Source organism: Algirhabdus cladophorae, from assembly GCF_044772865.1.
GTDB lineage: Bacteria > Pseudomonadota > Alphaproteobacteria > Rhodobacterales > Rhodobacteraceae > Algirhabdus > Algirhabdus cladophorae.
The window spans coordinates 265,499-290,402 of the sequence record NZ_CP173029.1 but is presented as its reverse complement, the minus strand read 5'-3'; the positions used below and the strand labels follow the sequence as shown (position 1 = coordinate 290,402).

General features: G+C 52.8%; 24 protein-coding genes and 1 other RNA gene. 12 read left to right on the top strand and 13 right to left on the bottom strand.

The window, feature by feature from the left end; all coding sequences use genetic code 11:
- Positions 1-2: 2 nt before the first annotated feature.
- Positions 3-1,976 carry a sensor histidine kinase gene (locus ACIRQ6_RS01375; RefSeq protein ID WP_420862339.1) on the bottom strand — a complete coding sequence of 658 codons (1,974 nt, stop codon included), beginning with the start codon at positions 1,974-1,976 and terminating at the stop codon, positions 3-5.
- A gap of 374 nt (positions 1,977-2,350) precedes the next feature.
- Between ACIRQ6_RS01375 and ACIRQ6_RS01370 the strand changes: the two genes are divergently transcribed.
- The 3 genes from ACIRQ6_RS01370 to ACIRQ6_RS01360 all read left to right on the top strand — a co-directional run bounded on the left by ACIRQ6_RS01370 (position 2,351) and on the right by ACIRQ6_RS01360 (position 5,017).
- Complete coding sequence (locus ACIRQ6_RS01370; RefSeq protein WP_420862338.1) at positions 2,351-3,607, top strand: ABC transporter substrate-binding protein; 1,257 nt, start codon at positions 2,351-2,353, stop codon at positions 3,605-3,607.
- A 24-nt stretch (positions 3,608-3,631) separates the two neighbouring features.
- Positions 3,632-4,393 carry a sensor histidine kinase gene (locus ACIRQ6_RS01365; protein ID WP_420862337.1) on the top strand — a complete coding sequence of 254 codons (762 nt, stop codon included), beginning with the start codon at positions 3,632-3,634 and terminating at the stop codon, positions 4,391-4,393.
- 102 nt (positions 4,394-4,495) lie between these two features.
- Positions 4,496-5,017: a response regulator gene (locus ACIRQ6_RS01360; protein ID WP_420862336.1), complete on the top strand. Its 522-nt coding sequence runs from the start codon at positions 4,496-4,498 to the stop codon at positions 5,015-5,017.
- Here ACIRQ6_RS01360 and ACIRQ6_RS01355 read toward each other — a convergent pair.
- From ACIRQ6_RS01355 to ACIRQ6_RS01335, 5 genes are all read right to left on the bottom strand, one after another.
- Positions 5,014-6,633 (bottom strand): ABC transporter ATP-binding protein, encoded by a 1,620-nt coding sequence (locus tag ACIRQ6_RS01355; RefSeq protein WP_420862335.1) that lies wholly within the window; start codon positions 6,631-6,633, stop codon positions 5,014-5,016. The genes ACIRQ6_RS01360 and ACIRQ6_RS01355 overlap by 4 nt on opposite strands.
- The gene (locus ACIRQ6_RS01350) at positions 6,630-7,739 is read right to left on the bottom strand and encodes an ABC transporter permease (RefSeq protein ID WP_420862334.1); all 1,110 of its coding nucleotides are present in this window, start codon (positions 7,737-7,739) and stop codon (positions 6,630-6,632) included. Before ACIRQ6_RS01350 ends, ACIRQ6_RS01355 begins: the two co-directional genes overlap by 4 nt.
- A complete protein-coding gene (locus ACIRQ6_RS01345; protein WP_420862333.1) occupies positions 7,739-8,824 on the bottom strand; it encodes a microcin C ABC transporter permease YejB in 1,086 nt (361 codons plus the stop codon). Before ACIRQ6_RS01345 ends, ACIRQ6_RS01350 begins: the two co-directional genes overlap by 1 nt.
- Positions 8,825-8,844: 20 nt before the next feature.
- Positions 8,845-10,698, bottom strand: coding sequence for an extracellular solute-binding protein (locus tag ACIRQ6_RS01340; protein ID WP_420862332.1), 1,854 nt, complete (start codon positions 10,696-10,698; stop codon positions 8,845-8,847).
- Positions 10,699-10,856: 158 nt separating this feature from the next.
- The gene (locus ACIRQ6_RS01335) at positions 10,857-11,375 is read right to left on the bottom strand and encodes a c-type cytochrome (RefSeq protein ID WP_420862331.1); all 519 of its coding nucleotides are present in this window, start codon (positions 11,373-11,375) and stop codon (positions 10,857-10,859) included.
- A gap of 116 nt (positions 11,376-11,491) precedes the next feature.
- Between ACIRQ6_RS01335 and ACIRQ6_RS01330 the strand changes: the two genes are divergently transcribed.
- Entirely contained in the window at positions 11,492-12,325 is an 834-nt protein-coding gene (locus tag ACIRQ6_RS01330; protein ID WP_420862330.1) for a prephenate dehydratase, read from the top strand.
- A gap of 1 nt (position 12,326) precedes the next feature.
- Here ACIRQ6_RS01330 and ACIRQ6_RS01325 read toward each other — a convergent pair whose 3' ends face one another.
- Positions 12,327-12,800, bottom strand: coding sequence for an SRPBCC family protein (locus ACIRQ6_RS01325; protein ID WP_420862329.1), 474 nt, complete (start codon positions 12,798-12,800; stop codon positions 12,327-12,329).
- A gap of 49 nt (positions 12,801-12,849) precedes the next feature.
- Entirely contained in the window at positions 12,850-13,815 is a 966-nt protein-coding gene (nudC, locus tag ACIRQ6_RS01320; protein ID WP_420862328.1) for an NAD(+) diphosphatase, read from the bottom strand.
- A gap of 173 nt (positions 13,816-13,988) precedes the next feature.
- Here nudC and ACIRQ6_RS01315 point away from each other — a divergent pair, with 173 nt between their 5' ends.
- Together ACIRQ6_RS01315 and ffs are read left to right on the top strand one after the other, a co-directional pair.
- Positions 13,989-15,746: a 5'-nucleotidase C-terminal domain-containing protein gene (locus ACIRQ6_RS01315; protein WP_420862327.1), complete on the top strand. Its 1,758-nt coding sequence runs from the start codon at positions 13,989-13,991 to the stop codon at positions 15,744-15,746.
- 36 nt (positions 15,747-15,782) lie between these two features.
- An RNA gene (ffs, locus tag ACIRQ6_RS01310) (signal recognition particle sRNA small type) lies at positions 15,783-15,881 on the top strand.
- A gap of 17 nt (positions 15,882-15,898) precedes the next feature.
- Here the strand turns inward: ffs and ACIRQ6_RS01305 are convergent.
- Positions 15,899-16,354: a protein-tyrosine phosphatase family protein gene (locus ACIRQ6_RS01305; RefSeq protein WP_420862326.1), complete on the bottom strand. Its 456-nt coding sequence runs from the start codon at positions 16,352-16,354 to the stop codon at positions 15,899-15,901.
- Between the two features lie 154 nt (positions 16,355-16,508).
- Here ACIRQ6_RS01305 and ACIRQ6_RS01300 point away from each other — a divergent pair, with 154 nt between their 5' ends.
- The 4 genes from ACIRQ6_RS01300 to ACIRQ6_RS01285 all read left to right on the top strand — a co-directional run bounded on the left by ACIRQ6_RS01300 (position 16,509) and on the right by ACIRQ6_RS01285 (position 20,106).
- Positions 16,509-18,257 (top strand): DNA polymerase III subunit gamma/tau, encoded by a 1,749-nt coding sequence (locus ACIRQ6_RS01300; RefSeq protein WP_420862325.1) that lies wholly within the window; start codon positions 16,509-16,511, stop codon positions 18,255-18,257.
- Between the two features lie 55 nt (positions 18,258-18,312).
- Positions 18,313-18,657: a YbaB/EbfC family nucleoid-associated protein gene (locus ACIRQ6_RS01295; RefSeq protein WP_420862324.1), complete on the top strand. Its 345-nt coding sequence runs from the start codon at positions 18,313-18,315 to the stop codon at positions 18,655-18,657.
- 5 nt (positions 18,658-18,662) lie between these two features.
- On the top strand, positions 18,663-19,253 hold the full coding sequence (gene recR / locus ACIRQ6_RS01290; RefSeq protein WP_420862323.1) for a recombination mediator RecR: 591 nt from the start codon (positions 18,663-18,665) through the stop codon (positions 19,251-19,253).
- 61 nt (positions 19,254-19,314) lie between these two features.
- A complete protein-coding gene (locus ACIRQ6_RS01285) occupies positions 19,315-20,106 on the top strand; it encodes an ion transporter (RefSeq protein WP_420862322.1) in 792 nt (263 codons plus the stop codon).
- A 54-nt stretch (positions 20,107-20,160) separates the two neighbouring features.
- On the opposite strand, the gene ACIRQ6_RS01280 is transcribed toward ACIRQ6_RS01285, so the two are convergent.
- Positions 20,161-20,913: a DUF1013 domain-containing protein gene (locus ACIRQ6_RS01280; protein WP_420862321.1), complete on the bottom strand. Its 753-nt coding sequence runs from the start codon at positions 20,911-20,913 to the stop codon at positions 20,161-20,163.
- A gap of 127 nt (positions 20,914-21,040) precedes the next feature.
- On the opposite strand from ACIRQ6_RS01280, the gene ACIRQ6_RS01275 reads away from it, so the two are divergent.
- Complete coding sequence (locus tag ACIRQ6_RS01275) at positions 21,041-21,679, top strand: ribonuclease T2 family protein (RefSeq protein ID WP_420862320.1); 639 nt, start codon at positions 21,041-21,043, stop codon at positions 21,677-21,679.
- Here ACIRQ6_RS01275 and ACIRQ6_RS01270 read toward each other — a convergent pair.
- Together ACIRQ6_RS01270 and ACIRQ6_RS01265 are read right to left on the bottom strand one after the other, a co-directional pair.
- A complete protein-coding gene (locus ACIRQ6_RS01270) occupies positions 21,663-22,643 on the bottom strand; it encodes an NAD(P)H-quinone oxidoreductase (RefSeq protein WP_420862319.1) in 981 nt (326 codons plus the stop codon). The genes ACIRQ6_RS01275 and ACIRQ6_RS01270 overlap by 17 nt on opposite strands.
- Positions 22,644-22,655: 12 nt before the next feature.
- Positions 22,656-23,354, bottom strand: coding sequence for a COQ9 family protein (locus ACIRQ6_RS01265; RefSeq protein WP_420862318.1), 699 nt, complete (start codon positions 23,352-23,354; stop codon positions 22,656-22,658).
- Between the two features lie 106 nt (positions 23,355-23,460).
- Between ACIRQ6_RS01265 and rpsU the strand changes: the two genes are divergently transcribed.
- The gene (gene rpsU, locus ACIRQ6_RS01260; protein ID WP_008207378.1) at positions 23,461-23,667 is read left to right on the top strand and encodes a 30S ribosomal protein S21; all 207 of its coding nucleotides are present in this window, start codon (positions 23,461-23,463) and stop codon (positions 23,665-23,667) included.
- Positions 23,668-23,785: 118 nt separating this feature from the next.
- Here the strand turns inward: rpsU and ACIRQ6_RS01255 are convergent, their stop codons facing one another.
- On the bottom strand, positions 23,786-24,745 hold the full coding sequence (locus ACIRQ6_RS01255) for a hypothetical protein (RefSeq protein WP_420862317.1): 960 nt from the start codon (positions 24,743-24,745) through the stop codon (positions 23,786-23,788).
- Between the last annotated feature and the right edge of the window lie 159 nt (positions 24,746-24,904).

Genomic DNA, 24,904 nt, shown 5'->3' with positions numbered 1-24,904 from the left:
TCTTAAGCCGCAACCAGCGGGCGATTATTTTCGTCCATCACACCGCCTCGTAACAGCGGCAATGCTATAACAACGCTAAGACCGCGGGCCTCGTCTGGGTTGGAGACAAGCGTTATCTTGCCCTTCATGTGGCCAACCAATTTATGCACAATGGCCAGACCCAACCCACTTCCTTCAATCTCATCACGGGATTTAAGCGTTTGAAAAAGCCCAAATATCCGGTCGTGATATGCAGGTGGCACACCTGGTCCATCGTCTGTTACAGAAATCCTGAGTTCAGACTGCAACGGCTCCACCAACACATCAATCGTGCCACTGGACCTGTCATGGTGTTTGATCGCATTGCCGCAAAGGTTCATCAAGATTTGGCGCAGCGGCGAGCCGGGCAACATGATCTCACCCTTGGGACCGCGGTAATTAATTTTATAAGCACGATCAGGGGACATCAAATCCTGAGTTTCATCTACCAGATCCGCGATTTTGATCGGCGAAAGCTCAAGACTGCTGAGACCCACGCGGGAATATTCAAGCAAATCCGACAAAAGACTGTTAAGACGATTTACGCGAGACGACAGGAGCTTAAGGTTCTCAGCACTATCCTGTGACAATTGATTTTCCGTGTCTTCCATTGTCCACTCTGCTAGATCGCGGATAGCAACCAGAGGCGATCGCAGGTCATGGGCTGCTACATAGGCAAAATTTTCAAGTTCTTTGTTAGATCTCTCTAACTCTTCGGAGTTTGTTCTGAAAATCTGCAAGGCGTCAGCAATTGCCCTGACTTCATCATTCCCGTTTTGATTAACCGGGTGCGCCAGATCGCCAGCCGCGATAGCCTCCACGGCTTGCGTCAATTCTGCGACCCGTCGATTGATTTGGATTTCAACGACGGCAAAGCCAGTTAACGCCAAAAGGGACAGGGACGTTAATCCGACAATGACCAAAACCAAGGTCGCGCGCTGAGAGGTTGCTTCTAGGCGTCCCGAGGCGTCAGACACCTGCACCAAAGATGTTTCGGCCAGTTCCGCCATAGCTTCAGAAATTCCACTAAGCACCTGAAATTGCTGAGTAGACAGTACCTGTGCTAAATTTGAATAACCCAAAATGCTGGTCTTGAGAGCCCACAGACCTTCCGCACCATCAAAGCCCTGTCGAATTTCAAGCACATTCTGAGCAAGCGCCTTTTGATCCGGCGACCGCTCTAATGTGCCAAGCAGATCGATCAATTGCCGCGTTCTAAATTGCAACAGCCCCTGATTGAGGCTCAATTCTTCGTCCGACATCACCAGTGGGAAACTGTTAATCTGATCAGCGAGCGATTCAAGGCTTGTCGCAAGCTCGGCGAGGTTGAGCGCGGTTAGAAAGGCATTGGACACAGTTTGCCGGGCAGCGTCACTAGCGATTGATCTGCCACCTTCAGCCAATTGGGCAGTCAGTTCATCAGTTTTCTCGGCATTTTGCATCGATTCATCAAATAGAAGAGTTTCAACAATTACACGGGACTGCTGAGCCAGCGTTATGAGATTTTGTTTTTGATCGTTCACCTTTGCTTGCTGATCAAACCGGTCAGCGCGCGCTGTCAAATAGTCCTCTAAAATTGGGCTTACGTCTTCTGAAAGTGCCGTAAGACGTTGAGAATAAGTTACATCGGCGCCCAACGGAATAAACCTGTTTACCTGCTGCTTGAGTTGTTCCAATAGGTCAAAAACAACGTCAGCTTTTTCATCCAGTTGTGTGGGCTCGTCGATGTTTTCCATCAAACGAATTTCTGTGCTCAACAATAAAACGGTCCGTTGAAGGGCCTGAGTCTGGATCAATTTCGGCACTGAAATTTGGCTGAGATCCTGTTGAGAACTGGCAATTGTACGCGCCTGCAAAATGCTGATTGCCAACATCACAATGACCAACACAACGGCCAAACCAAAGGCCGCCCTAAGGCGGGTTACAATGCGATTGGATTGGATCAGGCGTGTGATCACGGGGATCAAATCCTCCTTGGGTTGCGTAATTTACTAGACGCTTTCTTCAAAATACACCATAAAGTTGTTTGCAAATGAAGGGTTATATACAAGCCATGCTCTGCAGGCTTTTAAGTTCAGGTTAAGAAAGGTCTGAAACACTAAAAATCCTTCGCAGTCACTGGACGCGTCACATGAATTCGAAAATGTTGAAAGTGGACCTAAACAAACGCCAAACGCTTGCCCTTTTGGGATCTGCGCTTGCGTTGCCCCAGTTTGCTTCAGCACAGACAGTTTCATTTCATTTGAGCGTTGCTGAGAACGCAAAAAACGTTGCAGGGCTCAACCCCACCTCTTTGTCGATACTTATTCCACAGGGGTCGGAATCGAATGTAATGCCAATCATAGATGAATTTTTCCAGCTGACTGGTATTCGCGTTATCCCAACCTCTGTCGGGGTTGATGCCGTCCAAGCCGAGCTGTCATTGGATGTTATGGCAGGCAAAGGCGAGTATGACATCGCGCTGCCTGCAACCTTTGATTTACCGGATTTGGTGGATCTTAAGGCCATTGTCCCGATGACTGACTTTGCCCAAAAATACGAACCAATGGGCTATAGATCGAACTCGCTCTTTTCCATTGGCGACAGCTTTGACGACGAAATCTATGGCTTTCAAACAGACGGCGATGCCTATGTCATGTTCTTCAATCAGGACTTTCTTTCCGACCCAAAGGCGCAGTCTGATTATTTGGAACAGTTTGGATCGCCACTGAGGATACCGGTGACGTGGGCGGAACTCGATCAACAAATCGGCTTCTTTCACCGTCCTGAGGACAACCTCTTTGGCGCAACCTTGTTTCGCACGCAGGGCTATGTTGCTTGGGAATATTGGGTGCGCCTGCATGCCAAGGGTCTTTGGCCGTTTGCACCGGATATGACGCCGCAAATCACCCACGCCGATAGTATCGCAGCACTGGAGGAAATGATTGCAGTCAGTCAATCATTGGTACCAACAGTCGGGACCATGGATCTTTTTGAAAATTGGGAGCGTTTTTCTCAAGGCAATGTATATTGCAATATCGGCTGGGGTGGATCCCAAAAATATTTCAACCGGCCCGGCTCCAAGGTTAAGGGAAAACTGGCCTATGCACCCACACCGGGAGGCTACGTGAACGGGGAACTGGTGCGCGCGCCTTATTTTAATTGGGGCTGGGATTATGTCGTGACCGCCTCAAGCACCCGCCAAGAACTAGCCTATTTGTTTTGCCTATTTGCCAGCACACCTGAAATGTCCTTGCGCGCCGTTCGCGCACCGGATGGCTTTTTCGATCCCTTCCAGCCCGAACATTACAAGGATCAAACCGTTCAAGAAATCTACTCGAAGGAGTTTTTGGACGTGCACCAAACAAGCATGGCAGGTTCGATCCCTGATCTCTATCTCAAGAACCAAAGCGATTACTTTCGCGTCCTTGGTGAGCAAGTCTTTCTTGCCATAAACGGAAAAGTCAGCGCCGCTGAGGCTTTGAAACGGGTCGATAGGCGATGGCGATTGATAACCGGTCGTGCCGGCGCGCAAAGCCAGATCAGGCGCTGGAACAATTTACAGCTGAAGTACCCGCAAGCCACCAAAAATCACCTTAGAACCCTTTAGATCCGAAATCGAAATGAGAATGACATGAGTGCCACGGAAAAAAATGAAAAGCCTCAAGAGGACGACGGACCAATCGTTGCCAATGCAACAGCGGCTCCCTCAAAAGACTTCGAGGACTTCATCTATCTGATCAGCCACGACGTCCGAAATTCTGTACGCGCTCTGTTGGAATTGCCTCACTGGATCGAAGAAGATCTGGTGGATGCAGGATACCAAGTAACGGGTCCATTGGCCGAAAACATTCAGCTTATGAACACCCACACCAAACGACTGGATCGCATGCTGTATGATCTGCTGATCTATTCTAGGCTTGGCCGAATGCAATCTATCAAGCGAAATGATCTTAACGAGGCGCTGGATACGGTTTTGACTAACCTTGAGATACCTGAAGGGTTTAGTGTACTGCGACGTCTTGAGGCGAAATCTGTGACGATGGGAAACCGCGATGTCCTGACATTATTGGGCGCTCTGATTTCCAATTCTATCAAACATCACCACAAAGACAGTGGCGAGGTCGTCGTCACAACCCGCGACGAACCGCGCGAATTTGTGCTGACGGTCAGCGACGATGGGCCTGGTATCGATGCCGAATTCAGGGATCGGGTTTTTGGGGCTATGACCACTTTGAAGCCACGCGATGAAGTAGAGGGAAGCGGGATGGGCCTCGCAAATTGCCGCAAAATTGCGTCTTTGTATGAAGGTCGCATTTGCGTCTTTGACACTGGTGATATGCAAGGTACGACAGTTGAGGTGCGCCTTCCGAACTCGTCAATCGCCCTACCATAATGTCTAGAATTTTACTCAATTTAGAGAAATTCAGCGGTACAAATTAACACAATAGTGAAGTCGCCCTTCTAGCTTGGTAGTGATCAGATAAGGGTGATTTCAATGTTTCCACAGACAGACTTCCGTTCCAACACGACAGTTTTTTTCGATCATACCTTTCGGGTACTCCTTCTGGAGGATTGCGAATTTGACCGCTTGCGGTTTTCGCGGATGGCAAAGAAATCAAATATCTTGCTAGACATCACCACAGTGACGAACCTTTCAGAACTCGCCGTTGCCGCTGACAAAGCTACATTTAATCTGGTCGTATTGGATTACTTTTTACCCCAGGGAACTGCGGTAAATGCGGTCGAAATGCTGCGCAATTCTGACTGTAACCAAGACGCAAAGCCAATCATTTTGTCCGGCAACTTGGATCCCAAAATTGCTTTGAAATCATATAGAATGGGCTGCGGCGGTTATTATGAGAAGGCGCAGCTTTCAACCGATCTTTTGGTTGAACTGATTGAGAAACAAAAAGAAAAAGCTGTGCGGAAATCAAATGCTTCCGTGTCTCAAATTCCATATGGCACACAGATGGGTATTGAATGGTTGAACGCGCTTAGACCGAATTCACCGGTCTAGACTTCAAGGGCAACAGCCTCATCAACAGTCAGGTCAAAGGCTGCAGCCATCAACGCCTTTGTGTAGTCAGTTTGCGGCGCGTCGAAAATCTGGTCGCGTGTCCCAAACTCAACCACGTCGCCTTGTTTCAGAACCATGACTTTGTGAGACAATGCTCGGACGACTTTTAGATCGTGCGAGATAAACAAATAGGCCAAGCCATATTTCTTTTGCAAATCACGCAACAGATTCACAATTTGCACCTGCACGGTCATATCCAAGGCCGATGTGGGTTCATCCAAAACCAATAACTTGGGGCGCAATATCATCGCGCGCGCAATCGCGATACGCTGGCGTTGCCCACCTGAAAACTCATGGGGATAGCGGTGCATCATGTCAGGATGCAGGCCCACTTCCTGCATAATCTCCGCAACCATCTCGCGGCTGCTGCGCCCGCGTTCCACACCATGAACACTGAGGCCCTCGGCGATGATCTGTTCAACAGTCATACGCGGCGAAAGCGACCCATACGGATCTTGAAACACGATCTGCATATCGCGCCGCAAACGTCGCAATTGGCGTGCGGTCCAGCCTTGGATATCTTGGCCTTCATAATTGATGACGCCTTGCGATGATATCAAACGCATGACCGCCAGAGCCATCGTAGTTTTACCCGATCCACTTTCACCGACGATCCCAATAGTCTCACCTGCACGAACGGAAAAACTCGCCGAGTTTACCGCCTTGATATGGCCAACTGTCCGCTTCAACAGCCCCCTTTGGATTGGAAACCAAATTCGCAGGTCTGTGGCACTTGCCACTTCGACAGCGCCTTCTTGCACATCATCCGGCACTCCTACAGATTCTGCGTTCAACAGCATTTGGGTATAGGCGTGTTGCGGGTTCCGAAATATTTCTGCGGTGGCGCCGTGTTCGACAATTTCGCCGTCTTTCATAACACAAACCCGATCGGCAATTTTGCGCACAATCCCAAGGTCATGGGTGATGAACAGCATCGACATGCCTTCGGAGGCCTTCAATTCCGCAAGCAGTTCAAGAATTTGCGCTTGGATGGTTACATCCAAAGCGGTGGTGGGCTCATCAGCGATCAACAAATCCGGGCCATTGGCCAGCGCCATCGCAATCATCACCCTCTGCCGCTGGCCACCTGACAATTGGTGCGGATAGCTTTGAAGACGGTTTTCAGGCTCGTGAATGCCAACCTTTACCAACAATTCGATGATCTTTGAACGTGCCTCGGCCCCAGTCAGCCCCTGATGCAACAACAACGACTCGGCCAATTGTTTTTCCAAAGTGTGCAAAGGGTTCAAGGACGTCATCGGTTCTTGGAAAATAAAACTAATGTCATTGCCGCGGGTCTTGCGAAGCAATGCGTCGTCTGCACCGACCATTTGCTGCCCGTTATAGGTCACTGATCCAGTAACCTCGGCGCTATCTCCCAAAAGGGAGACTGTCGAAAGGGCCGTCACCGATTTCCCTGACCCAGACTCTCCCACCAAAGCAACCGTTTCACCGCGTTTCACGTCAAAGCTGATCCCTTTAACAGCTTGGCTTAACGCGCCATCTTGCCGGAACCCAATCCCAAGGTCTTTTACATCCAGTGTAACCTCAGTCATGCAAAAGTCTTTCTTGGATCAAACGCATCGCGGATGCCTTCAAAAATGAAAACCAGCAAAGACAGCATAATTGCAAAGGTGAAAAACGCCGTGAACCCCAGCCAAGGCGCCTGCAGGTTTTGTTTGGCTTGCAATGTCATTTCGCCCAAAGATGGTGCCGAGGATGGCAGGCCGTAGCCCAAGAAATCCAACCCCGCCAATGCCGAAATCGTGCCAGTTATCACAAAAGGCATCATTGTTAACGTAGCCACCATGGCATTGGGTAACATATGCCGAAACATGATCGTCCAGTTTGATACGCCCAACGCCCGCGCAGCACGCACATATTCAAAGTTCCGCGCTCGCAAAAACTCGGCCCGGACCAGTCCCGTGAGGGCCGGCCAGCCAAATAGGATCATCAAGAAAATAAGCAATCCTACTGATCTGCCAAAAACTGCAAACATAATGATAATCACATATAGCGACGGCGTGGCCGACCAAATTTCGAGGGCGCGCTGGAACAACAGATCGGTCCAACCGCCAAAATATCCCTGAAGCGCGCCCGCAATGACCCCAATAACCGACGCAATGCCCGTCACAATTAAGGTAAACAAAACCGACAGCCGGAAGCCATAGATCACCCGCGCAAGCACATCGCGCGTGGTATCATCGGTTCCCAACCAGTGATTGGCATCGGGTGGAGAAGGTGCCGCACGGCCAATATCGTTTGGCGTATCATAACTATAGGGGATCAACGGCCAAAGCATCCAACCTTGATTAACGTCCTGCCCTTCGACCATCCCGGTCGCGCGGACCTCTTCGATGACACCTTCGGGATCATCCCAACAGGCTTGCGACCCCTGACTGGTGATCAAACACTTAACTTCAATGTCGCGGTAGATGGCTTCGGTCTGAAAATCGCCCCCAAAGGCCGTCTCAGGATAGAAATTAAAGATGGGCATGTAATAGGCGCCGTCATAGTTCACCAAGATCGGCTTGTCGTTTGCGATAAACTCCGCAAACAAGGACAGCACAAAAAGCACTGAAAAGATGATCAGTGACCAGAAGGCGCGGCCATTGCGACGAAAATTGCGCAAACGGCGCCGATTGAGAGGGGAAAGCGCCATTATGTTTGCCTGCTATCAAAGTCGATCCGAGGGTCGACAAACACATACATAAGGTCCGACAGGATGCCGACCAACAGCCCGACCAAGCCAAACACGAACAACGTGCCAAAAATGACCGGGTAATCGCGTGCAACAGCCGCTTCAAAACCCAAACGCCCTAGGCCATCCAACGAGAATATCGTCTCAATAATCAGGCTCGAACCAAAGAAGACGCCGATGAACACTGCTGGGAAGCCCGCAATAACGATCAGCATCGCGTTCCGAAAGACGTGTCCGTAGAGAACTCGTTTCTCTGTCAGCCCTTTGGCCCGGGCGGTCATGACGTATTGCTTTTTAATCTCGTCAAGAAAGCTGTTTTTCGTCAGCAACGTCAGTGTGGCGAAGGCAGAAATCGTTGTCGCAATCACTGGCAGCGTGATGTGCCAGAGGTAATCAAGGACCTGCTGGATCGCGTTCATATCCTCAAAGCCCTCGCTCGTGAGCCCGCGTAGCGGGAAAATGCGAAAATAGGATCCGCCAGCGAACAATACCAACAGCAAGATCGCAAACAAAAAGCCTGGGATTGCAAAAGCCACAATGATCGCACCGGACGTCCAGGTATCGAAACTGGATCCATCTTTGACCGCTTTTTTGATCCCCATTGGGATTGAGATCATATAGGCGATCAAAGTCGACCAAAGGCCAAGCGTGATAGAGACCGGCAGTTTTTCCAAAACCAAATCCACCACGCTGATCGATCTGAAATAGCTTTCGCCAAAATCAAACCGCATATAATTCCACATCATATTCAGGAACCGCTCAAACGGAGGTTTGTCAAAGCCGAACTCTTTTTCCAGCTCAGCAATGAATTCCGGCGGTAGACCACGCGCGCCCAGATAGCGGTCATCACCGCCACCAGCCTGTTCTTGCACATCGCCGCCATTGCCAGTGATGCCTTCAAAAACATCACCGCCGCCCTCAAGTTCAGCAATAATCTGTTCAATTGGCCCGCCAGGCACAAATTGCACCAAAGCAAAGTTCACGATCATCACACCCAACAATGTTGGAATGATCAGCAAAAGCCGTCTGAGGATATATGCGCCCATAGGAGTCTAAGTGCCTGTTGTTATTGAAAAACGCCAGCGTCTTTCAGCTTTTGACCTTTGTCAGCATTATACCACCAGAAATCAAGGTAGCCGATGTCATAGGGTGGCAGATTTTCGGGGTGATCATATTGATCGTAATAGGCCACCCAAGTTGTATCGTTAAACCAGGTTGGAACGATAAACCGCTTTGCTCGCATCACACGGTCCAGTGCACGCGTTGCGGTTTGCAGTTCGTCTTTGGTCTTGGAGGCCACGATTTTTTCCATCAACACGTCCGCACCTGCATCGGCATAGCCTGCAGGGTTGCGAGAGTTGTTTTCGACATCTTGCGATCCAAACCATTGCGACGTTCCAATGCCTGGCTCTGGCGAAGTGCGGTAACCAAAATAGATCATGTCAAAGTCATTGGCCCGCGTGCGCTCGGTATATTGTGCGGGATCGACGCGATTATAATTTGCGTTCACCCCCAAAGCTTTGAGGTTGGCCACATACGGCGTAAAGATCCGGTCGAATGTTGGCGTATCTTCCAGCAATTCAATATCCAGCGTTTGGCCATCCGCATTTCGGCGGATGCCGTCACTGCCAACGGTATAACCTGCTTCGTCCAGCAAGGCGGAAGCCCGGCGTAGATTTTTGCGGTCCAACTGACGCGCGCCACTGGAATGGGCGCGAACGGCTGGTTCGGTCAACACAGAAGGCTCGACCTTGTCACCAAGGGATTTTAGCAACTCCAGCTCTGCACCCTCGGGCACACCCGTTGCCCCCATGTCGCTATTTTCCCAAAACGAATGACGCTGTGCGAACAGCCCATATTGCAGGCTTTCATTGGTCCACTCGAAATTGAACATCAAGCCTAACGCCTCGCGCACGCGAATGTCGCTGAGTTGTGGCTGACGCATGTTGAACACCAAGCCAGCAGCGACCGGCAAATTGCCGTTTGGCAGCTCTACTTTTTGGACTGTCCCGTCGGCAACTGCCGGGAAATCATAGGCGGTGGCCCATGTCTTCGAACTGTTTTCAGCACGGAAAGAATAGGCCCCTGCTTTGAACCCTTCCAAAGCCGCCGTGGTGTCGCCAAAATATTCGACACGGATCGTATCAAAATTACTGCGCCCCCGCATAATCGGCAGGTCTTTGCCCCAGTAATCCGGGTTACGTTTATAGACGATTTGTCGATTGATATCATAGCTATCAAGCATGTACGGCCCTGACCCCACGCCGGGTTCCAAACGGCTTTCGTCCAACCGTGCCTCGGTGCTTTCATACCACGCTTTGCTAAAAATGGGTGTGCCGCCAGCCTGCGGAATCAAATCGCGGCGCGGCACGTCATCCGCAAAAGTGAACTTTACCGTGTGATCATCCAGCGCCTCGACCGTTGGGATCAATGCGGATACGGCGCGCGCATATGATGGCAGACCCTGTTCCAAAAAGAGGTAATGTGAGAACACAACGTCATGTGCTGTCACCGGCGAGCCATCTGAAAACCGCGCTTCGGGGCGCATGTTAAAGATCACCCAATCCTCAGATTCGGGATACTCCATGGTTGTGCAAACAAGACAGTACTGGGTGCTGACCTCGTCCTTGCTATTGGTCAAAAGCGATTCAAAGCCGATGCTTGCCAAACGGCCAGAGCGGCCTTTGCGGGTGTAGGGATTAAAACTGTCAAACGTCCCCGGCGCCCAAATCGAAATTTCACCACCCTTCGGGGCGTTTGGATTGACGTAATCGAAATGGGCAAAGTCGGCTGGATATTTCACATCACCGAACGTGGCATAAGCATGGGTTTTAATTATGGTGTCTTGCGCGAAAGCAAAACTGGCAAAACACGTGGCAGCAACAGCTGTGGCGATACTGCGTTTAGCGATAATTTTCATGCGAGGCTCTCCGTCCATTCTGGGCTTAGTCCATTTTTATTAAAATTAGGCTAAATTCCTAGAAGTCGAATTGCCAGTTGATAATATGTGAACACGCGTGAACAAAAAAAGGGCCGCTTCCTAAGAAGGCGGCCCTTTTTTAAGAACACTCAAAGTGCTTAGTTGGAAACGCCCTCCAACCACGCAATCACGTTTGCCCGGTCTTCTGGTTTGTCCAACCCGCGAAACGCCATCGATGTGCCGTTCGCGTAAGCCTTTGGGTTTTCAAGGAAAGCAAATAGTTCCTCAACGGACCAGACGTCGGCTGCTTCGCTAAGCGCACCAGAATACCCAAATCCGTCAACCGCACCAACTGCACGGCCGACGATACCATTTAGGTGGGGCCCCGTGCCATTTGCGCCGTCTTCGACTTTGTGACAAGCGCTGCATTTCTTAAATACGCGTTCGCCTTTGTCTAAGTCCGCGGCGGCAAGCAAGGTCGGAAGATCAATTTCTTCCTCAGGTTCGTCAGCGACCTCTTCCTCGCCAGTGTCGATGACATAGGCCTGCTGATGGTCACCGCCATGGGATCCACCACCGTGATAAATGCTTTCAGCCACCCAAGCGCCCAGCAGAAATACAAGAAGGCTACCGCACAAGGCGCCCATGATTTTAGTAAAGGTCATTGTGTCGAACATATCGCGTTCCGTGATTGCTGTTGTGTTGCCACCGTATATGCACTTCCCACTGGTAAGAGCAAGGTGTAGAAACCGCGACCAATCGACCATAGTTAGCTTAAGGATCCATTGACGCCATGACAGCGATTATTGCCTTTCAGGGTGAACTGGGTGCTTATTCGCATCAAGCCTGCCGTGACGCCCGCCCTGACATGCAGCCTTTGGCCTGCAAAACCTTCGAAGACGCCATAGAAGCTGTGCATTCAGGCAATGCAGCTTTGGCCATGCTCCCTGTGGAAAACACGACCTTTGGCCGCGTCCCAGACATCCACCAACTGATTCCCAACTCTGGCTTGCACATCATCGGCGAAGCCTTCGTGCGCGTTCACATCAATTTGTGGGGTGTAGCAGGTAGCACATTGGACACAGTGAAATCCGCGCGCAGCCATCCGGTCCTTTTGGGGCAATGTCGCGATTTCTTAGCCAAGCACAAACTGGATGCCGTCAAAAGCGCCGACACGGCCGGATCTGCGATGGAAGTGGCCGCGTTCAAGGATCCAAGCCAAGCTGCCCTTGCTTCAGATATCGCAGGCGAGATTTACGATCTCGAGCTTTTGGCCCGTCACATCGAAGATCACGACAAGAACACCACACGCTTTTTGATCATGGCCCCTGAACCTGATCAGTCCCGGCGGGGCGACACAAAAATGATGACCAGCTTTGTGTTTCGGGTCCGCAATTTGCCAGCGGCCCTGTACAAGGCCATGGGCGGTTTTGCGACAAACGGCGTCAATATGACTAAACTGGAAAGCTATATGGTGGATGGCGAGTTCACGGCAACGCAGTTTTACGCGGATATCGATGGCCATCCTGACGACGACAATGTGCAGCGCGCCCTAGAGGAACTGGACTATTTCACCGACATGATCAGGATCCTAGGCGTCTATCCTGCTGATGCCGCACGACCGTAGCTTACGCAGATACGCCCCGGCGATGTCGGTCTTCCAGATCCTCGGCAAATTCCGCAATGCGGGATTTGAACCGTTTGGTCAGGCTGGTCTTGGCCAAACGCAAGGACTGGATCAACAAACGTGCTGACAGGCTGCGCGGCTTAAGTTCGGTCGCGACATGTAGGCGCGTGCGTTTCTTGGAAAGTGCTACCAAATCTACATCCAAAGCCACATCAAGCCCGCTTAAAGTGCCTTCAAACCGCAAGCGATTGGGCGCGTCAGCCTCAACCAAGGCACCTTTCAACTCGCGCGGCTTACCACGAAACTCGAACGCAACGATCCAAGAGGTGCCCACGCCTTTGGCCGTTTGACCAGCCGTTCGTTCCACATCGGCACCGCGCCGCATCGCAGCACGTTCAAAAGCGTCGAAATCCGTAATCGCTTTGTACACAAATTCAATCGGTGCTTCGATATCTTCGCGGGTCGAAAACTTCATCTGTTAGGTCCTGTAGGGCTTTAGCGTGCTCTTTATAGGTGTATTGAGGTTAATCCAATGTATCTGCAAGCCAGTTTTGCAACAAAAAATGTGCAATCGCACCTTGGCGGGGCGCGTTAACCTTGGGGTGTTCGCCCGCAAAAATCTGCATCATTTCTTCGCGGGTGACCCACAGTGCATCTTCGATCTCTTCGGGATCGATTTTGATTTCCGTGCTGGTCGCATGGCCGATACACCCAAACATCAGTGAGGCAGGGAAAGGCCATGGTTGGGAGGCCAGATACCCCACTTGGCCTACGTGAACTCCTGACTCTTCTTGAACTTCGCGGCGCACCGCAGCCTCTATCGTCTCACCCGGTTCGATGAACCCTGCCAGCAAAGAATACATCCCTTCGGGCCATCCGGGCGAACGCCCCAACAAAACGGAATTCCCCGACAGGATCAACATAATCACAACAGGGTCCGTACGTGGGAAATGATGGCGACCACAGGCTGCACAATCCGTTTGCCAGCCCGCCATTCCAATCATCGTTTTGTGACCACAAAACGCACAAAATCCGTGGGTGCGGTGCCATTCCAAAACCGCCCGCGCCGTGGCTGCACACTCGGCATCACGCGCGTCAAGCTTGGTCATCACCGCCCGTAACTCAGCAAAAACCGCCCCTGCTGGGCCGCCCTGGGGAACTTGCTCAGACGGGTCGAGAAATTGGTTAAGGGTCGATGTATCCAAATCATCTGGCGTCCAATGCGAGACATCCACAGCGAACAGGCCTTTGCCGCCCTCTAGCCCCAGAAACACCGCCGATTTGGTGGCCGACGCGACCATTGGGTGGCGGGCATCAACCCAGACCAATTGCCCATTGTCCGGCCCTTGCACCAACGGCTTGCCACGCCAGACCATCAAGACTTGGCCGTTATCCTCGAACAGAGCCGCCAGTTCCTGCGGATTGTTTCGCAAATGCGCGGCCCGTTCCAAACCCGAGCCACCAAAAGTGACAGTTTCTGCGTGTTTCATTCAAAATCCTCGAAATCTGTGCCACATCTGACACGGAACAAGACGTGACACAATCTGACCTAACGCTAGTTATTGAAGTCAAAGGCAGTTCAACTTAAGGGTATTGATCCCTCTCAACCACAATTTAAAGCCGTATCTTGGTACAACATCCTACATCAAAACCACCTTCAAAGGTGACATTGGACCTGTTTGGGACCAGTGATCTGCATGGCAGTGTTTTGCAGTTTGATTATGTTGATATGGCCGCCACCCAAGGCCCCGCTTTGGTTCAGCTTGCCAAGACCCTGAAAGAAGCCCGCGCTAAAACCGCCAACTCGATGCTGTTTGACAATGGTGATTTGATCCAAGGCACGGCCTTTGCGGACACTTTAGTGGCCAATCGTCAGGCTGGCCTCAACATGCACAGCTTTCTTGGGCTGTGCGGCTATGATGCAGCGACGTTGGGCAACCATGATTTAGACTACGGCCCTGATGTTCTGGACGATCTGATCGATACAGCCAGCTGTCCCTATGTTTGCGCCAATATCGTCGAAGGTGACTTCAAACATCCCCCGCAGTTCATCATTTTACCCCGCACGGTGACCTGCCATGACGGACAAAACCACGAGCTGAAAATTGGTGTTACGGGATGCTTGCCACAGCAGTCACAATATTGGTCACAGCTGCAGATGGGCAGAAATTTTGAGCTGTCAGATCCGGTCAGCGCGACCCGCAGAGCCGTCGCAAACATGAAGCGCGCAGGCGCAGACATATGCATCGTTTTGGCCCATAGTGGCTATATTGCCGACCCGGCCCCGGAAGAGCCTGCAAATTTCGCTCGAAGCATCTCACAATTGGCCGATGTTAATGCGGTTTTTGCCGGGCATATTCACCGCGCTTTCAGCCAAGATCAGACCGCCGATGGCGACGCGGCAACCGTCATGCCCGGCTGCAACGCCTCGCATTTAGGCCATATCAGCCTGACCCTTGTAAAAACCGACGACGCCTGGTCTGTGACGAGTGGAACCGCCGAGGCCATAGGATCAATATCGTTTCACACCGGCGACACAGACATCTTTAATACTGCGCAAAACACGCACCGCTTGACCTTGGCACGAATGAACGCGCGACTGGGCCAGACCCGCTTTGCAATGAGCAGCTTTTTTGCCCAAGTCGCTCCGAACAGCGCATCTCAATTCGTGCATAACGCCCAACAAGCCCACCTCAGTTCATTATTGGAGGGCACAGAATTCCAAGGCCTGCCGCTGATTTCTGCCGTTGCTTTGGCACGGGTTGGCGGCGAAGAAGGGTCGAAAAACTACAGTTTTTTGCCTGCGGGACCGATAAATCTGCACAATATTCATGATATCTACCGGTACGAAAACCAATTCTGTGCGATGATTCTTACAGGCGCGCAGATCTATGGCTGGCTTGAGCAATCGGCATCGTGTTTTCACCAAATCACCCCTCATGAAACCGACCAGCCGCTGCTCAACCCCCGTGTTCCGGCATATGATTACGACACCTTCGATGGGATCGACTATGAAATTGATCTCACGCAACCAGCCGCCTTTGATCATTTGGGCAACGCTGTCATTGCCCCCGAGGATCGCAAGCGTATCAAGTCGATCACCTATAAAGGGCAACCGATTTCCGCCGATCAAAGGTTTGCCTTAGCCACCAGTGGATTTCGCCGAAATCGGGCACCAAATGCGCCCTGTATAGAGGCCGGCATGAGCAATCGCGATGTTCTGATCCAGTATTTGACCCAACGCCAAGTGGTTGATCCAACCCCGATCCAAAACTGGAAGTTCAGCCCGATCAAACGCGCATCAGCCGTATTTAAATCGTCCCCCTTGGCCGTGACCGCCAGCAAGCTCCCCACAGCAGTGAGCTACGTTGGACCTTCACAAAAAGGGTTTGCCCTATACCGGATAAGGTTTGATGCCTAGGTTGCATCGCTGCCCGTCCGTCTCTATATGAGGTCTCGAGAGGTTGGCGCGGGCAGGTGCCTCGCCAACCTGGTCAGGTCCGGAAGGAAGCAGCCACAACGAGCCCCACTTGGGTCGATGTCCAACCTCTCACCTAACACCCCAACCGTAAACTAGACCGGGCACCCTTGCGCCCAACGTAACTGTGCCTGTGTTTCGATCGCACAGGGCCGACTGCGCCTGAGCCGATGAAGGGCTTTATCTGGATCCTCCCCCGCCTCAACCATCAAACGTAAAACAATCATGCCGGTGCGCCCACACCCACCTTTGCAGTGGATCAAAACACGTTCCCCGCGTTCTAGACAGGCCGTGATACATGCCGCGATGTCTGGCCATGCTTGTGTTTGCCGATCCGTCGGCACGCCGTAGTCTGCAATTGGAAAAACAAGGCGATCCGCACCCAACACTTGGATCAAACCATCTGGCGCAAGTCGGTGAAACTCGTCATCTTGGGTCAAACTGACTGCCAAGTCCGCCCTCCACGCACCCACAATTTCCAGTTCCTCCAAATTGCGCGGCAGCGGTGACAATCCGATTAGGCCCGCCCCAAGTTCGATTTGCGAAATCATCACACCTGCCTCCAAATCACCGCGCTACCTCGTCAATGTTGGCCATAGCCAGTTGCACAGATGGATCTGTAACAGACTTGCCTGCCATTTAGCACCATGGACGATCTTCCCTCGGGCCGTTAAGATTTTAAGGCACGGAATCAGGACGTATCTCATGACATCTTCCCCAGACGGCTATCAGGTATTGGCGCGTAAATACCGCCCCGAAACCTTTGTCGATTTGGTTGGCCAAGAGGCCATGGTCCGCACCCTCAAAAATGCCTTTGAGGCCGACCGTATCGCCCAGGCCTTTATGATGACCGGGATCCGTGGGACCGGCAAAACCACAACTGCCCGCATTATCGCAAAAGGCATGAACTGCATTGGTCCCGACGGCAACGGGACGCCAACGACAGAACCTTGTGGGCAATGCGAACATTGTACCTCCATTATGGCAGGCCAGCATGTAGATGTTGTCGAAATGGATGGCGCCAGCCAAACAAAAATCGACGATATCCGCAGCAATATCCTAGACAGCGTGCACTATGTGCCTGCCTCGGCCCGCTACAAGATTTACATCATCGATGAGGTTCACATGCTGTCGACCAGTGCCTTCAACGCACTGCTCAAAACGCTGGAAGAACCCCCCGCCCACGTTAAATTCATCTTTGCCACCACGGAAATCCGCAAAGTACCCGTAACCGTTCTGTCCCGTTGTCAGCGCTTTGACCTGCGCCGGATTGAACCCGAGGATATGATCGGGCTGATGCGCAAGATCGCGGACAGCGAGAAGGCACAGATCGCCGAGGACGCCTTGGCCTTGATCACCCGCGCTGCCGAAGGATCGGCACGCGACGCGACCTCGCTATTGGATCAGGCCATCAGTCATGGCGCGGGCGAGACAACCGCGGATCAAGTGCGTGCAATGCTGGGGCTTGCTGATCGCGGGCGGGTGATGGATTTGTTCGACATGGTCATGAAAGGCGATGCGGCCAGCGCCCTGACCGAACTTGGTGAACAATATGCAGATGGGGCCGATCCCATGGCTGTATTGCGCGATTTGGCGGAACTGACCCATTGGATCAGTGTGATCAAAATCACCCCCGACGCAGCAGACGACCCCACTGTTGGCCCGGATGAGCGCACGCGCGGCATCGCCATGGCCGAGGCCCTGCCGATGCGGGCGATGACCCGCATGTGGCAGATGCTGTTGAAAGCCATCGAAGAAGTGGCGCATGCCCCGAACGCGATGATGGCCGCTGAAATGGCTGTGATCCGTTTGACCCATGTGGCTGACCTTCCCAGCCCCGAGGATCTGGTACGCAAGCTGCAAGACACGCCCCCTCCCCCACCTGCTGGCCAATCTGTCCCCTCGGGCGGCGGCGGCCCAACGACCAGAGCGTCTGGCGCGCCTATGCCAACTGCGCGCGCCACCCTTGCTGCAGGGGCAGGCACGGTCACGCAGGCCGCCGCTGCTCAGGATGCATTGGCGCGGTTTGGACGGTTTGAAGACGTGGTTGCCCTGATCCGCACCCACCGCGATGTAAAGCTGTTGGTCGATGTTGAAGGCGGTGTTCAATTGGTCCGCTACAGCCCCGGCCGGATCGAATTTAACCCGACACCCTCTGCCCCTTCCGATTTGGCGGCACGGCTCAGCTCAAAACTATCGGCGTGGACTGGTGCCCGTTGGGCTGTTTCTATCACCAATGATGACGGCGACGCCTCCATCGCTGCAGTGCGCGACGCCAAAGACGTGGAACTGCGCGAGACCGCACAAGAACACCCTTTGGTTCAAGCCGTGTTCGACAGTTTCCCTGGCGCCAAGATCATCAACATTCGGACGGCGGCAGAAATCGCCCAAGATGCCGCCGTAGAGGCCCTCCCAGAGGTTGACGACGAATGGGATCCATTCGAAGACGATTGAAATCTGAAACGCTGCACAAATATCTAACAATACCATCCCACCAAGGAGACCAAATATGTTCAAAGGACTCGGCGCCATGGGCGACATGGCCAAAATGATGAAAGCCGCGCAGGAAATGCAGGGCAAAATGGCAGAAATGCAAGAAGAGATGCACAACATTATGGTCGTTGGCGAAAGCGGCGCGGGCCTTGTCAAAGCAACGGCCACAGCCAAGGGCGAATTGAAGGGCCTCGACATCGACCCCTCGATCTTTTCCGGTGACGACAAAGAAGTGGTCGAAGACCTGATCCTCGCCGCCATCAAAGACGCGCAATCAAAAGCCTCCGAACGCGCCCAATCCGAGATGTCAAAACTGACCGAAGGCATGGGTCTGCCCGCCGATATGAAGCTCCCGTTCTAGAAAGCATGAGCAGCACCAAAGACATCGACAATCTGATCGAGATGATGGCCAAGCTGCCCGGGCTTGGCCCCCGCTCGGCCCGTCGTGCTGTGCTGCATTTGATCCGAAAACGCGGGCTGTTGCTGACGCCTTTGGCGGATGTCATGCAAACTGTGGCAGCAACTGCACGCGAGTGTCTGAACTGCGGCAATGTTGGCACCTCAGATATTTGCGACCTGTGCGACAGCGAAAAGCGCGCCAATGGCCAGCTGTGCGTTGTCGAAGATGTGGCGGATCTCTGGGCAATGGAACGCAGCAACGTGTTCAAAGGCCGCTACCACGTTTTGGGTGGAACCCTCTCTGCCCTCGACAGCATTGGACCGAATGAACTTCGCATTCCAAAGCTTATCGACCGGATCACGACGGAAGGCATCACCGAGGTTATCTTGGCCCTCAACGCCACGATAGACGGGCAAACCACGGCGCATTACATCGCGGATAATCTGGCTGGGGTGACTGTGACGTCCCTTGCGCAGGGTGTCCCAATTGGTGGGGAACTGGATTATCTCGACGATGGGACAATTTCTGCGGCTTTAACGGCCAGAAAGTCGCTGTAATTTAAGACTTCGCCTTTAGTACGCCTTTACCCTAACTCAGCACGTGATCAGGCCCCCCGCTATGCGCAAAAAACTCCAAGCATTCCTTAGCACTCCACAGTTTGAACGTACGATTTTGATCCTGATCGTGATCAATGCGATCGTCTTAGCTTTGGAAACTTATCCGTTCATCATGGATCGCTATGGCCCGTTGCTGGAAGCAATCGACAAAGCAATCCTTTGGGTCTTTGTCGCCGAAGTGGGCGCGCGGCTGGCCCTAAACCCCTTAGCGTTTTGGCGCGATCCTTGGCGGGTATTCGACTTCTTGGTTGTTGCAATCGCCCTGCTGCCAGCCACTGGCCAACTGTCGATCCTACGGGCACTGCGCATCTTGCGTGTCTTGCGCCTTGTCTCGGCAATACCGTCTATGCGCCGCGTGGTAACCGGGCTGCTCAATGCCCTTCCCGGCATGGGATCCATCGTGCTGCTGCTAACAATCATCTATTTCGTCTTTGCGGTGCTGACGACCAAACTGTTTGGGGCCAGCTTCCCCGACTGGTTCGGCAGCCTCACAAAATCCGCCTACACCCTGTTCCAGATTATGACCCTGGAAAGCTGGTCCATGGGCATCGTGCGCCCCGTTATGGACGTCTACCCCACCGCGTGGCTGATCTTTATCCCCTTCTTGATTATGACCGCCTTTACCGTGCTTAACCTCTTTATTGGGGTCATCGTCGACGCCATGCAATCCGAACACGAAGACGAGGCGCGCGAGGCAAGGGACCAAATGCAATCAGAATCAGCATTAGTTCTAGAAGAAGTCAGGGCCCTAAGGCGCGAAGTGCAGGATCTGCGCGGCCTCAAAAAAGAATAAAGCCCCCACCGTTAGGTGAGGGCTTTGCATTCGGATCAGAGCAACCGCCAAGACTTAGGGCTGGTCGTCCTCATCATTGTCGCCTTCGGGCAAGTTAAACAGGCTATCTGCATCCAAAATGGCCTCACCTGCGTCCTCATCCGATGCGGTCTCTTCCGACAATGTAAACGTCTCAAGCCCAGAAATCGCTGCTGGCATTTTGGGTTCTGGATCCATACCCAAAGACTGCTCTGTGCTGACCAGCTTGCGACGCTCTTCGTCAGACATCACTTCACCGTCTTTGGCCTTCTTGGCATTGGCTTTTTGCACAGCCATATCCAATTCCGACTGCTTACACAGACCAAGGGCTACAGGATCGATTGGTTGGATGTTGGCAATATTCCAATGGGTCCGCTCGCGAATGGCTTGAATAGTCGGCTTCGTCGTGCCTACCAGTTTGCTCACTTGACCGTCGGTCAATTCTGGATGGAACTTGACCAGCCATAGGATCGACGCCGGACGATCCTGACGCTTGGACAGGGGCGTATACCGAGGCCCGCGACGCTTTTCCTCACCAACCGCTGCTGCATTAAACTTCAGTGTCAGCTTGTACATCGGGTCTTTTTCAGCCGCGTCAATCTCGTCTTGGGTCAGCTGGTTGTTGGCAATCGGGTCAAATCCCTTAACCCCAGTGGCCACATCCCCATCCGCGATGCCCTGCACTTCCAACTCGTGCAAACCGCAAAAGTCTGCAACCTGTTTGAACGTCAGTGTTGTGTTGTCCACCAGCCAAACAGCAGTGGCCTTTGCCATAATCGGTTTACCCATGATCTTATCCTTTTAACACGTCTTTCCCAACGCCCGGCGGGGGCGGCCTTGGCGTTCAAGGCGGGTTCACATTGTAGGGGAACTTAGCGGATGTATAATAGCGCCAACAAAAAAGGGAAAGATCAAAATGCGTAAGTGGTTTTTGGCAGGTCTGTGCAGCCTCGTCGGCTCTGGCCTTTGGGCCGATGGCGAAAAATCAGGGGTGTTTGACTACTACGTTCTGGCCCTCAGTTGGACACCGAACTGGTGCGCATTAGAAGGGGATGCACGCGACTCGCCCCAGTGCGATGCGGGCAAAGGCTACGGCTGGACCCTGCATGGGCTTTGGCCCCAATACCACCAAGGCTGGCCCAGCTATTGCCGCACCTCAGAACGGTTTCCATCGCGCAGTCAGACCAATGCCATGACCGACATCATGGGCTCCTCCGGCCTTGCATTTCACCAATGGAAAAAACATGGCGTCTGCTCGGGCCTGTCATCCACAGACTACTATGCACTTTCGCGGGACGCCTATGCATCGGTCAACCGGCCAGCGGTCTTTCGCAAACTGGATCGGGCGGTCGAATTGCCCGCGAAAGTCGTGGAAGAGGCCTTCCTCAAAGCCAACCCAGACTGGGAGCCTGATACAGTGACCATCACGTGCAAAGCAGGCCGCATTCAAGAGGCGCGCATCTGCCTGAGTACAGACCTCAATCCGGTTCCATGCGGGCGCGATGTTATCCGCGATTGTACGATGAAAGACGCCGAGTTTAATCCGATGCGCTGACCTTCAGAACAATCTTTCCAATATGGGTCGAACCTTCCATGCGGGCATGGGCTGCGGCTGCATCGGCCAGATCAAACTCGCTGTCCATCACCGGGGCCACGGCGCCACTGGCTAATGCAGGCCAGACATGTGTGCGCAATTGATCTGCAATCCGTGCCTTAGCCAGAACCGATTGCGGGCGCAGTGTCGATCCCGTCAAGGTCAGCCGCCGCGTCATCATTTGCACCATATTCAACTCGGCCTTGGGACCTTGCAAGAACGCGATCTGTACCAACCGACCGTCATCCGCCAAGGCTTTGAGATTGCGTTGCATATAAGACCCGCCAACCATATCGAGGATCATATCCGCCCCGCCATGTTCGCGCATCACACCAACAAAATCCGCGTCGCGATAATTGAGTGCCACCTCTGCGCCCAAATCGCTGCAGGCCGCACATTTTTCATCAGAACCCGCCGTCGCAAACACACGCGCCCCAAAATGGCGCGCCAATTGAATGGCAGTTGTGCCAATCCCACTTGATCCGCCATGCACCAAAAACCGCTCACCCGCCTGCAGACCGCCGCGCATAAACACATTCGACCAAACCGTGAAGAACGTCTCAGGCAAACAGGCCGCTTGTTTGAGGTCCATCCCCGCAGGCACCGGCAAACAATGGGCTGCAGGGGTCGTCACAAACTCTGCATAACCACCACCGGGCAACAGCGCACACACCTCATCACCCACGGCCAAATCGGTGACCCCGTCTCCAATAGCTGCAACAGTGCCCGAGGCCTCAAGCCCCGGCAAATCACTGGCATGCGCCGGTGGATTGTAAAGTCCTGCGCGCTGCAAAGCGTCTGGGCGATTGACCCCCGCATAAGCCACTTTCAAAAGAACTTCGCCGTGCTTTGGCTTGGGAACCTCACGCGCACAAACAGCCAAAACATCAGGGCCACCATGGGTGGTAATTTCAACTGCGCGCATGGATCTGGTTCCTTAGTTTGGGGCGTTCCATTGCCCCGGAAGGTCATCATTTTTGAACTGGGTCGGCGCCTTGATCTGGCTTAGCAGCCAATTCGGACCTTGCAACAATTTGCTCAAAACAGGATTGGCATTCACCTGCGCCTTTACCTTTTCGAACTGCATCACGTTGTCAATGCGGCGGTCCAGAAAATCCCAAGTCGCTTGGGTGTCTTGGCTATCATCGCCCAACCAGAACAAAATGACGGAACTATAAACACCCGACAGAATCGCGCGTTTGGTGTACCAGTTTACATCCTCGGATGTATCGCCCAGCGCAGTCCAGATGGCGTCGGCAGTGCCCCACACCAATTTGGCCCCGTCCGCTGCATGATGCGGCAAGGCAAACAGGGTCGATCCACGCCGCACTGCTTCTTTGTCGTCCACAGCCTCGATCCGAAATCGCACTGCCATGGCAACCTTGTCACGGAACCGCAGACCCGCCAAATCGGCTGATTTCAATGCGGCTAACATCGCTGCATCGCCGTTTTTGTGGTATAATATTGCTAAATCTAATGCGCCCTTGGGGCACACATTTTCGGCCATTTGAGCGTCTATTCCGGTATCCTCAACGGCAGCACGAAACGTCGTCGGCGTCCATCCATCAAAGACCACATGGATCAAAGCGGCGTCCAGCAATTGCTGCTTGATTACGTCGTAAGGGGCATCTGTCATTTCAAAACCTTCCACTATCCAACATACTAGACAAGATAGGACCGCTTTGCTATACGGCCACTTCCTGCAATCATGCAAATTCAACTTAGAGAGGTGGTGACACCACATGCAGGTTAGTGTTCGTGACAACAACGTTGATCAGGCGCTCCGTGCCCTGAAGAAAAAGCTGCAACGCGAAGGCGTGTTCCGTGAAATGAAGCTTAAGCAACATTTCGAGAAACCGTCAGAGAAAAAAGCACGCGAGAAGGCCGAGGCCATCCGCCGTGCGCGCAAGCTGGCTCGGAAGAAAGCACAGCGCGAAGGGATGCTCTAAGAGCAACCTCTTTGAACCAAGTGTTAGTGAAACCCTCGCCCTCACCGGCGGGGGTTTTTCTTGTTCAGAAGGCAACCATACGTGTCCGCCGATCCTAAGTGTCTGACATAACCGATAGCTACGTCTGCGCGAGGAGTGACGTGTTTGAACCAAGGATTTTTCGTTGTTTCCGGCGGAGCAGAGCAAAGCCCAACACGCCGCTAAACAGGAACGCAATTGTGGGCGGCAAAGGGACAATTGGCACCAGATTAATCGCCGCCAAACGTGCTGTCCCAGAAAGCGATGCAAACGCGATGACTTGATCCGGCTGGCAAAAGGCATCGCCGCAGCGACCTATCGCCCCACCAAACTGGGGGGACGCGACCCTGAGATCGCCAAAATCGAGACTACCAAAACTCAAGACGACGCTGCCTGTTGGATCTTGTGGGACCACATTGCCTTCAACAAGGAAAACATTTGAAGGACCCCCATTTGCATCCGTAAAGGGCCCGTCTGAGAAACTACTGCCCGAAACCTTCAGATCAGAGAATTGCAGCGGGCTGCCGTCAGTGCTGTAAAGGACGCTTGCAGAAAATGTGGCGCCATCGCTGAAAGCGCCCGTAAGATCGTAGGTAATTGTATCGATTTTTGTTTCCAACGTGACCGAGGATGTCTGGAAAGAACTCAAGGGAGCAATTCCTGAGCAGATCAAAAGGTCAGAGCATGTGTAGGTAAAGCCCACAACTTGCGCCCCGGGTGCATCTTGAGAAAAGTCCCCGGCCCCCTGAGAGACATTCACCGACAAAAGCGGTGTGACATTCGGGACAAAGCCATCTTGATCAGCAACATAGGTGAGGGCAAAACCATTGTTGAACAAGAGATCAGTGTCTGCATCTGGTGTCGACCCACCTGTCAAATCTGCGGTCATTCCAGTAACTTGCTGGGTGTTGACATTAAAGTCAAAGCCACCGGTGACAGTTCCACCATCCGTCAATGCCGCAGTATATGTGTAGTTGAGTGTGACCGCACCTGCAGGCAGTGATCCCGTTGTCAGCGCCAGCAGCGCAAATGCCCAAATGTGTTTGCTGTGTTTGTTCACGTCTATCGCCTGACACCCAGATTGTCTGTGCGATATGCACAAAGATGGTATCAAAATACCCCGCAACCTTACGTTGAGTAAAGGAAATGCGTGCAGTAGTGAGGGCTCGCCAGTTCAAAGCCTAAAAAACAAGCACTCTCTGCGCCTCGAAACTATCTT

Excerpts from the sequence above, each read along its gene's own strand:
- ACIRQ6_RS01370 (WP_420862338.1), top strand. The coding sequence starts at position 2,351 with ATGCCAATCATAGATGAATTTTTCCAGCTGACTGGTATTCGCGTTATC.
- ACIRQ6_RS01365 (WP_420862337.1), top strand. The coding sequence starts at position 3,632 with ATGAGTGCCACGGAAAAAAATGAAAAGCCTCAAGAGGACGACGGACCA.
- ACIRQ6_RS01360 (WP_420862336.1), top strand. The coding sequence starts at position 4,496 with ATGTTTCCACAGACAGACTTCCGTTCCAACACGACAGTTTTTTTCGAT.
- ACIRQ6_RS01355 (WP_420862335.1), bottom strand. The coding sequence starts at position 6,633 with ATGACTGAGGTTACACTGGATGTAAAAGACCTTGGGATTGGGTTCCGG.
- ACIRQ6_RS01350 (WP_420862334.1), bottom strand. The coding sequence starts at position 7,739 with ATGGCGCTTTCCCCTCTCAATCGGCGCCGTTTGCGCAATTTTCGTCGC.
- ACIRQ6_RS01345 (WP_420862333.1), bottom strand. The coding sequence starts at position 8,824 with ATGGGCGCATATATCCTCAGACGGCTTTTGCTGATCATTCCAACATTG.
- ACIRQ6_RS01340 (WP_420862332.1), bottom strand. The coding sequence starts at position 10,698 with ATGAAAATTATCGCTAAACGCAGTATCGCCACAGCTGTTGCTGCCACG.
- ACIRQ6_RS01335 (WP_420862331.1), bottom strand. The coding sequence starts at position 11,375 with ATGTTCGACACAATGACCTTTACTAAAATCATGGGCGCCTTGTGCGGT.
- ACIRQ6_RS01330 (WP_420862330.1), top strand. The coding sequence starts at position 11,492 with ATGACAGCGATTATTGCCTTTCAGGGTGAACTGGGTGCTTATTCGCAT.
- ACIRQ6_RS01325 (WP_420862329.1), bottom strand. The coding sequence starts at position 12,800 with ATGAAGTTTTCGACCCGCGAAGATATCGAAGCACCGATTGAATTTGTG.
- nudC (WP_420862328.1), bottom strand. The coding sequence starts at position 13,815 with ATGAAACACGCAGAAACTGTCACTTTTGGTGGCTCGGGTTTGGAACGG.
- ACIRQ6_RS01305 (WP_420862326.1), bottom strand. The coding sequence starts at position 16,354 with ATGATTTCGCAAATCGAACTTGGGGCGGGCCTAATCGGATTGTCACCG.
- ACIRQ6_RS01300 (WP_420862325.1), top strand. The coding sequence starts at position 16,509 with ATGACATCTTCCCCAGACGGCTATCAGGTATTGGCGCGTAAATACCGC.
- ACIRQ6_RS01295 (WP_420862324.1), top strand. The coding sequence starts at position 18,313 with ATGTTCAAAGGACTCGGCGCCATGGGCGACATGGCCAAAATGATGAAA.
- recR (WP_420862323.1), top strand. The coding sequence starts at position 18,663 with ATGAGCAGCACCAAAGACATCGACAATCTGATCGAGATGATGGCCAAG.
- ACIRQ6_RS01285 (WP_420862322.1), top strand. The coding sequence starts at position 19,315 with ATGCGCAAAAAACTCCAAGCATTCCTTAGCACTCCACAGTTTGAACGT.
- ACIRQ6_RS01280 (WP_420862321.1), bottom strand. The coding sequence starts at position 20,913 with ATGGGTAAACCGATTATGGCAAAGGCCACTGCTGTTTGGCTGGTGGAC.
- ACIRQ6_RS01275 (WP_420862320.1), top strand. The coding sequence starts at position 21,041 with ATGCGTAAGTGGTTTTTGGCAGGTCTGTGCAGCCTCGTCGGCTCTGGC.
- ACIRQ6_RS01270 (WP_420862319.1), bottom strand. The coding sequence starts at position 22,643 with ATGCGCGCAGTTGAAATTACCACCCATGGTGGCCCTGATGTTTTGGCT.
- ACIRQ6_RS01265 (WP_420862318.1), bottom strand. The coding sequence starts at position 23,354 with ATGACAGATGCCCCTTACGACGTAATCAAGCAGCAATTGCTGGACGCC.
- rpsU (WP_008207378.1), top strand. The coding sequence starts at position 23,461 with ATGCAGGTTAGTGTTCGTGACAACAACGTTGATCAGGCGCTCCGTGCC.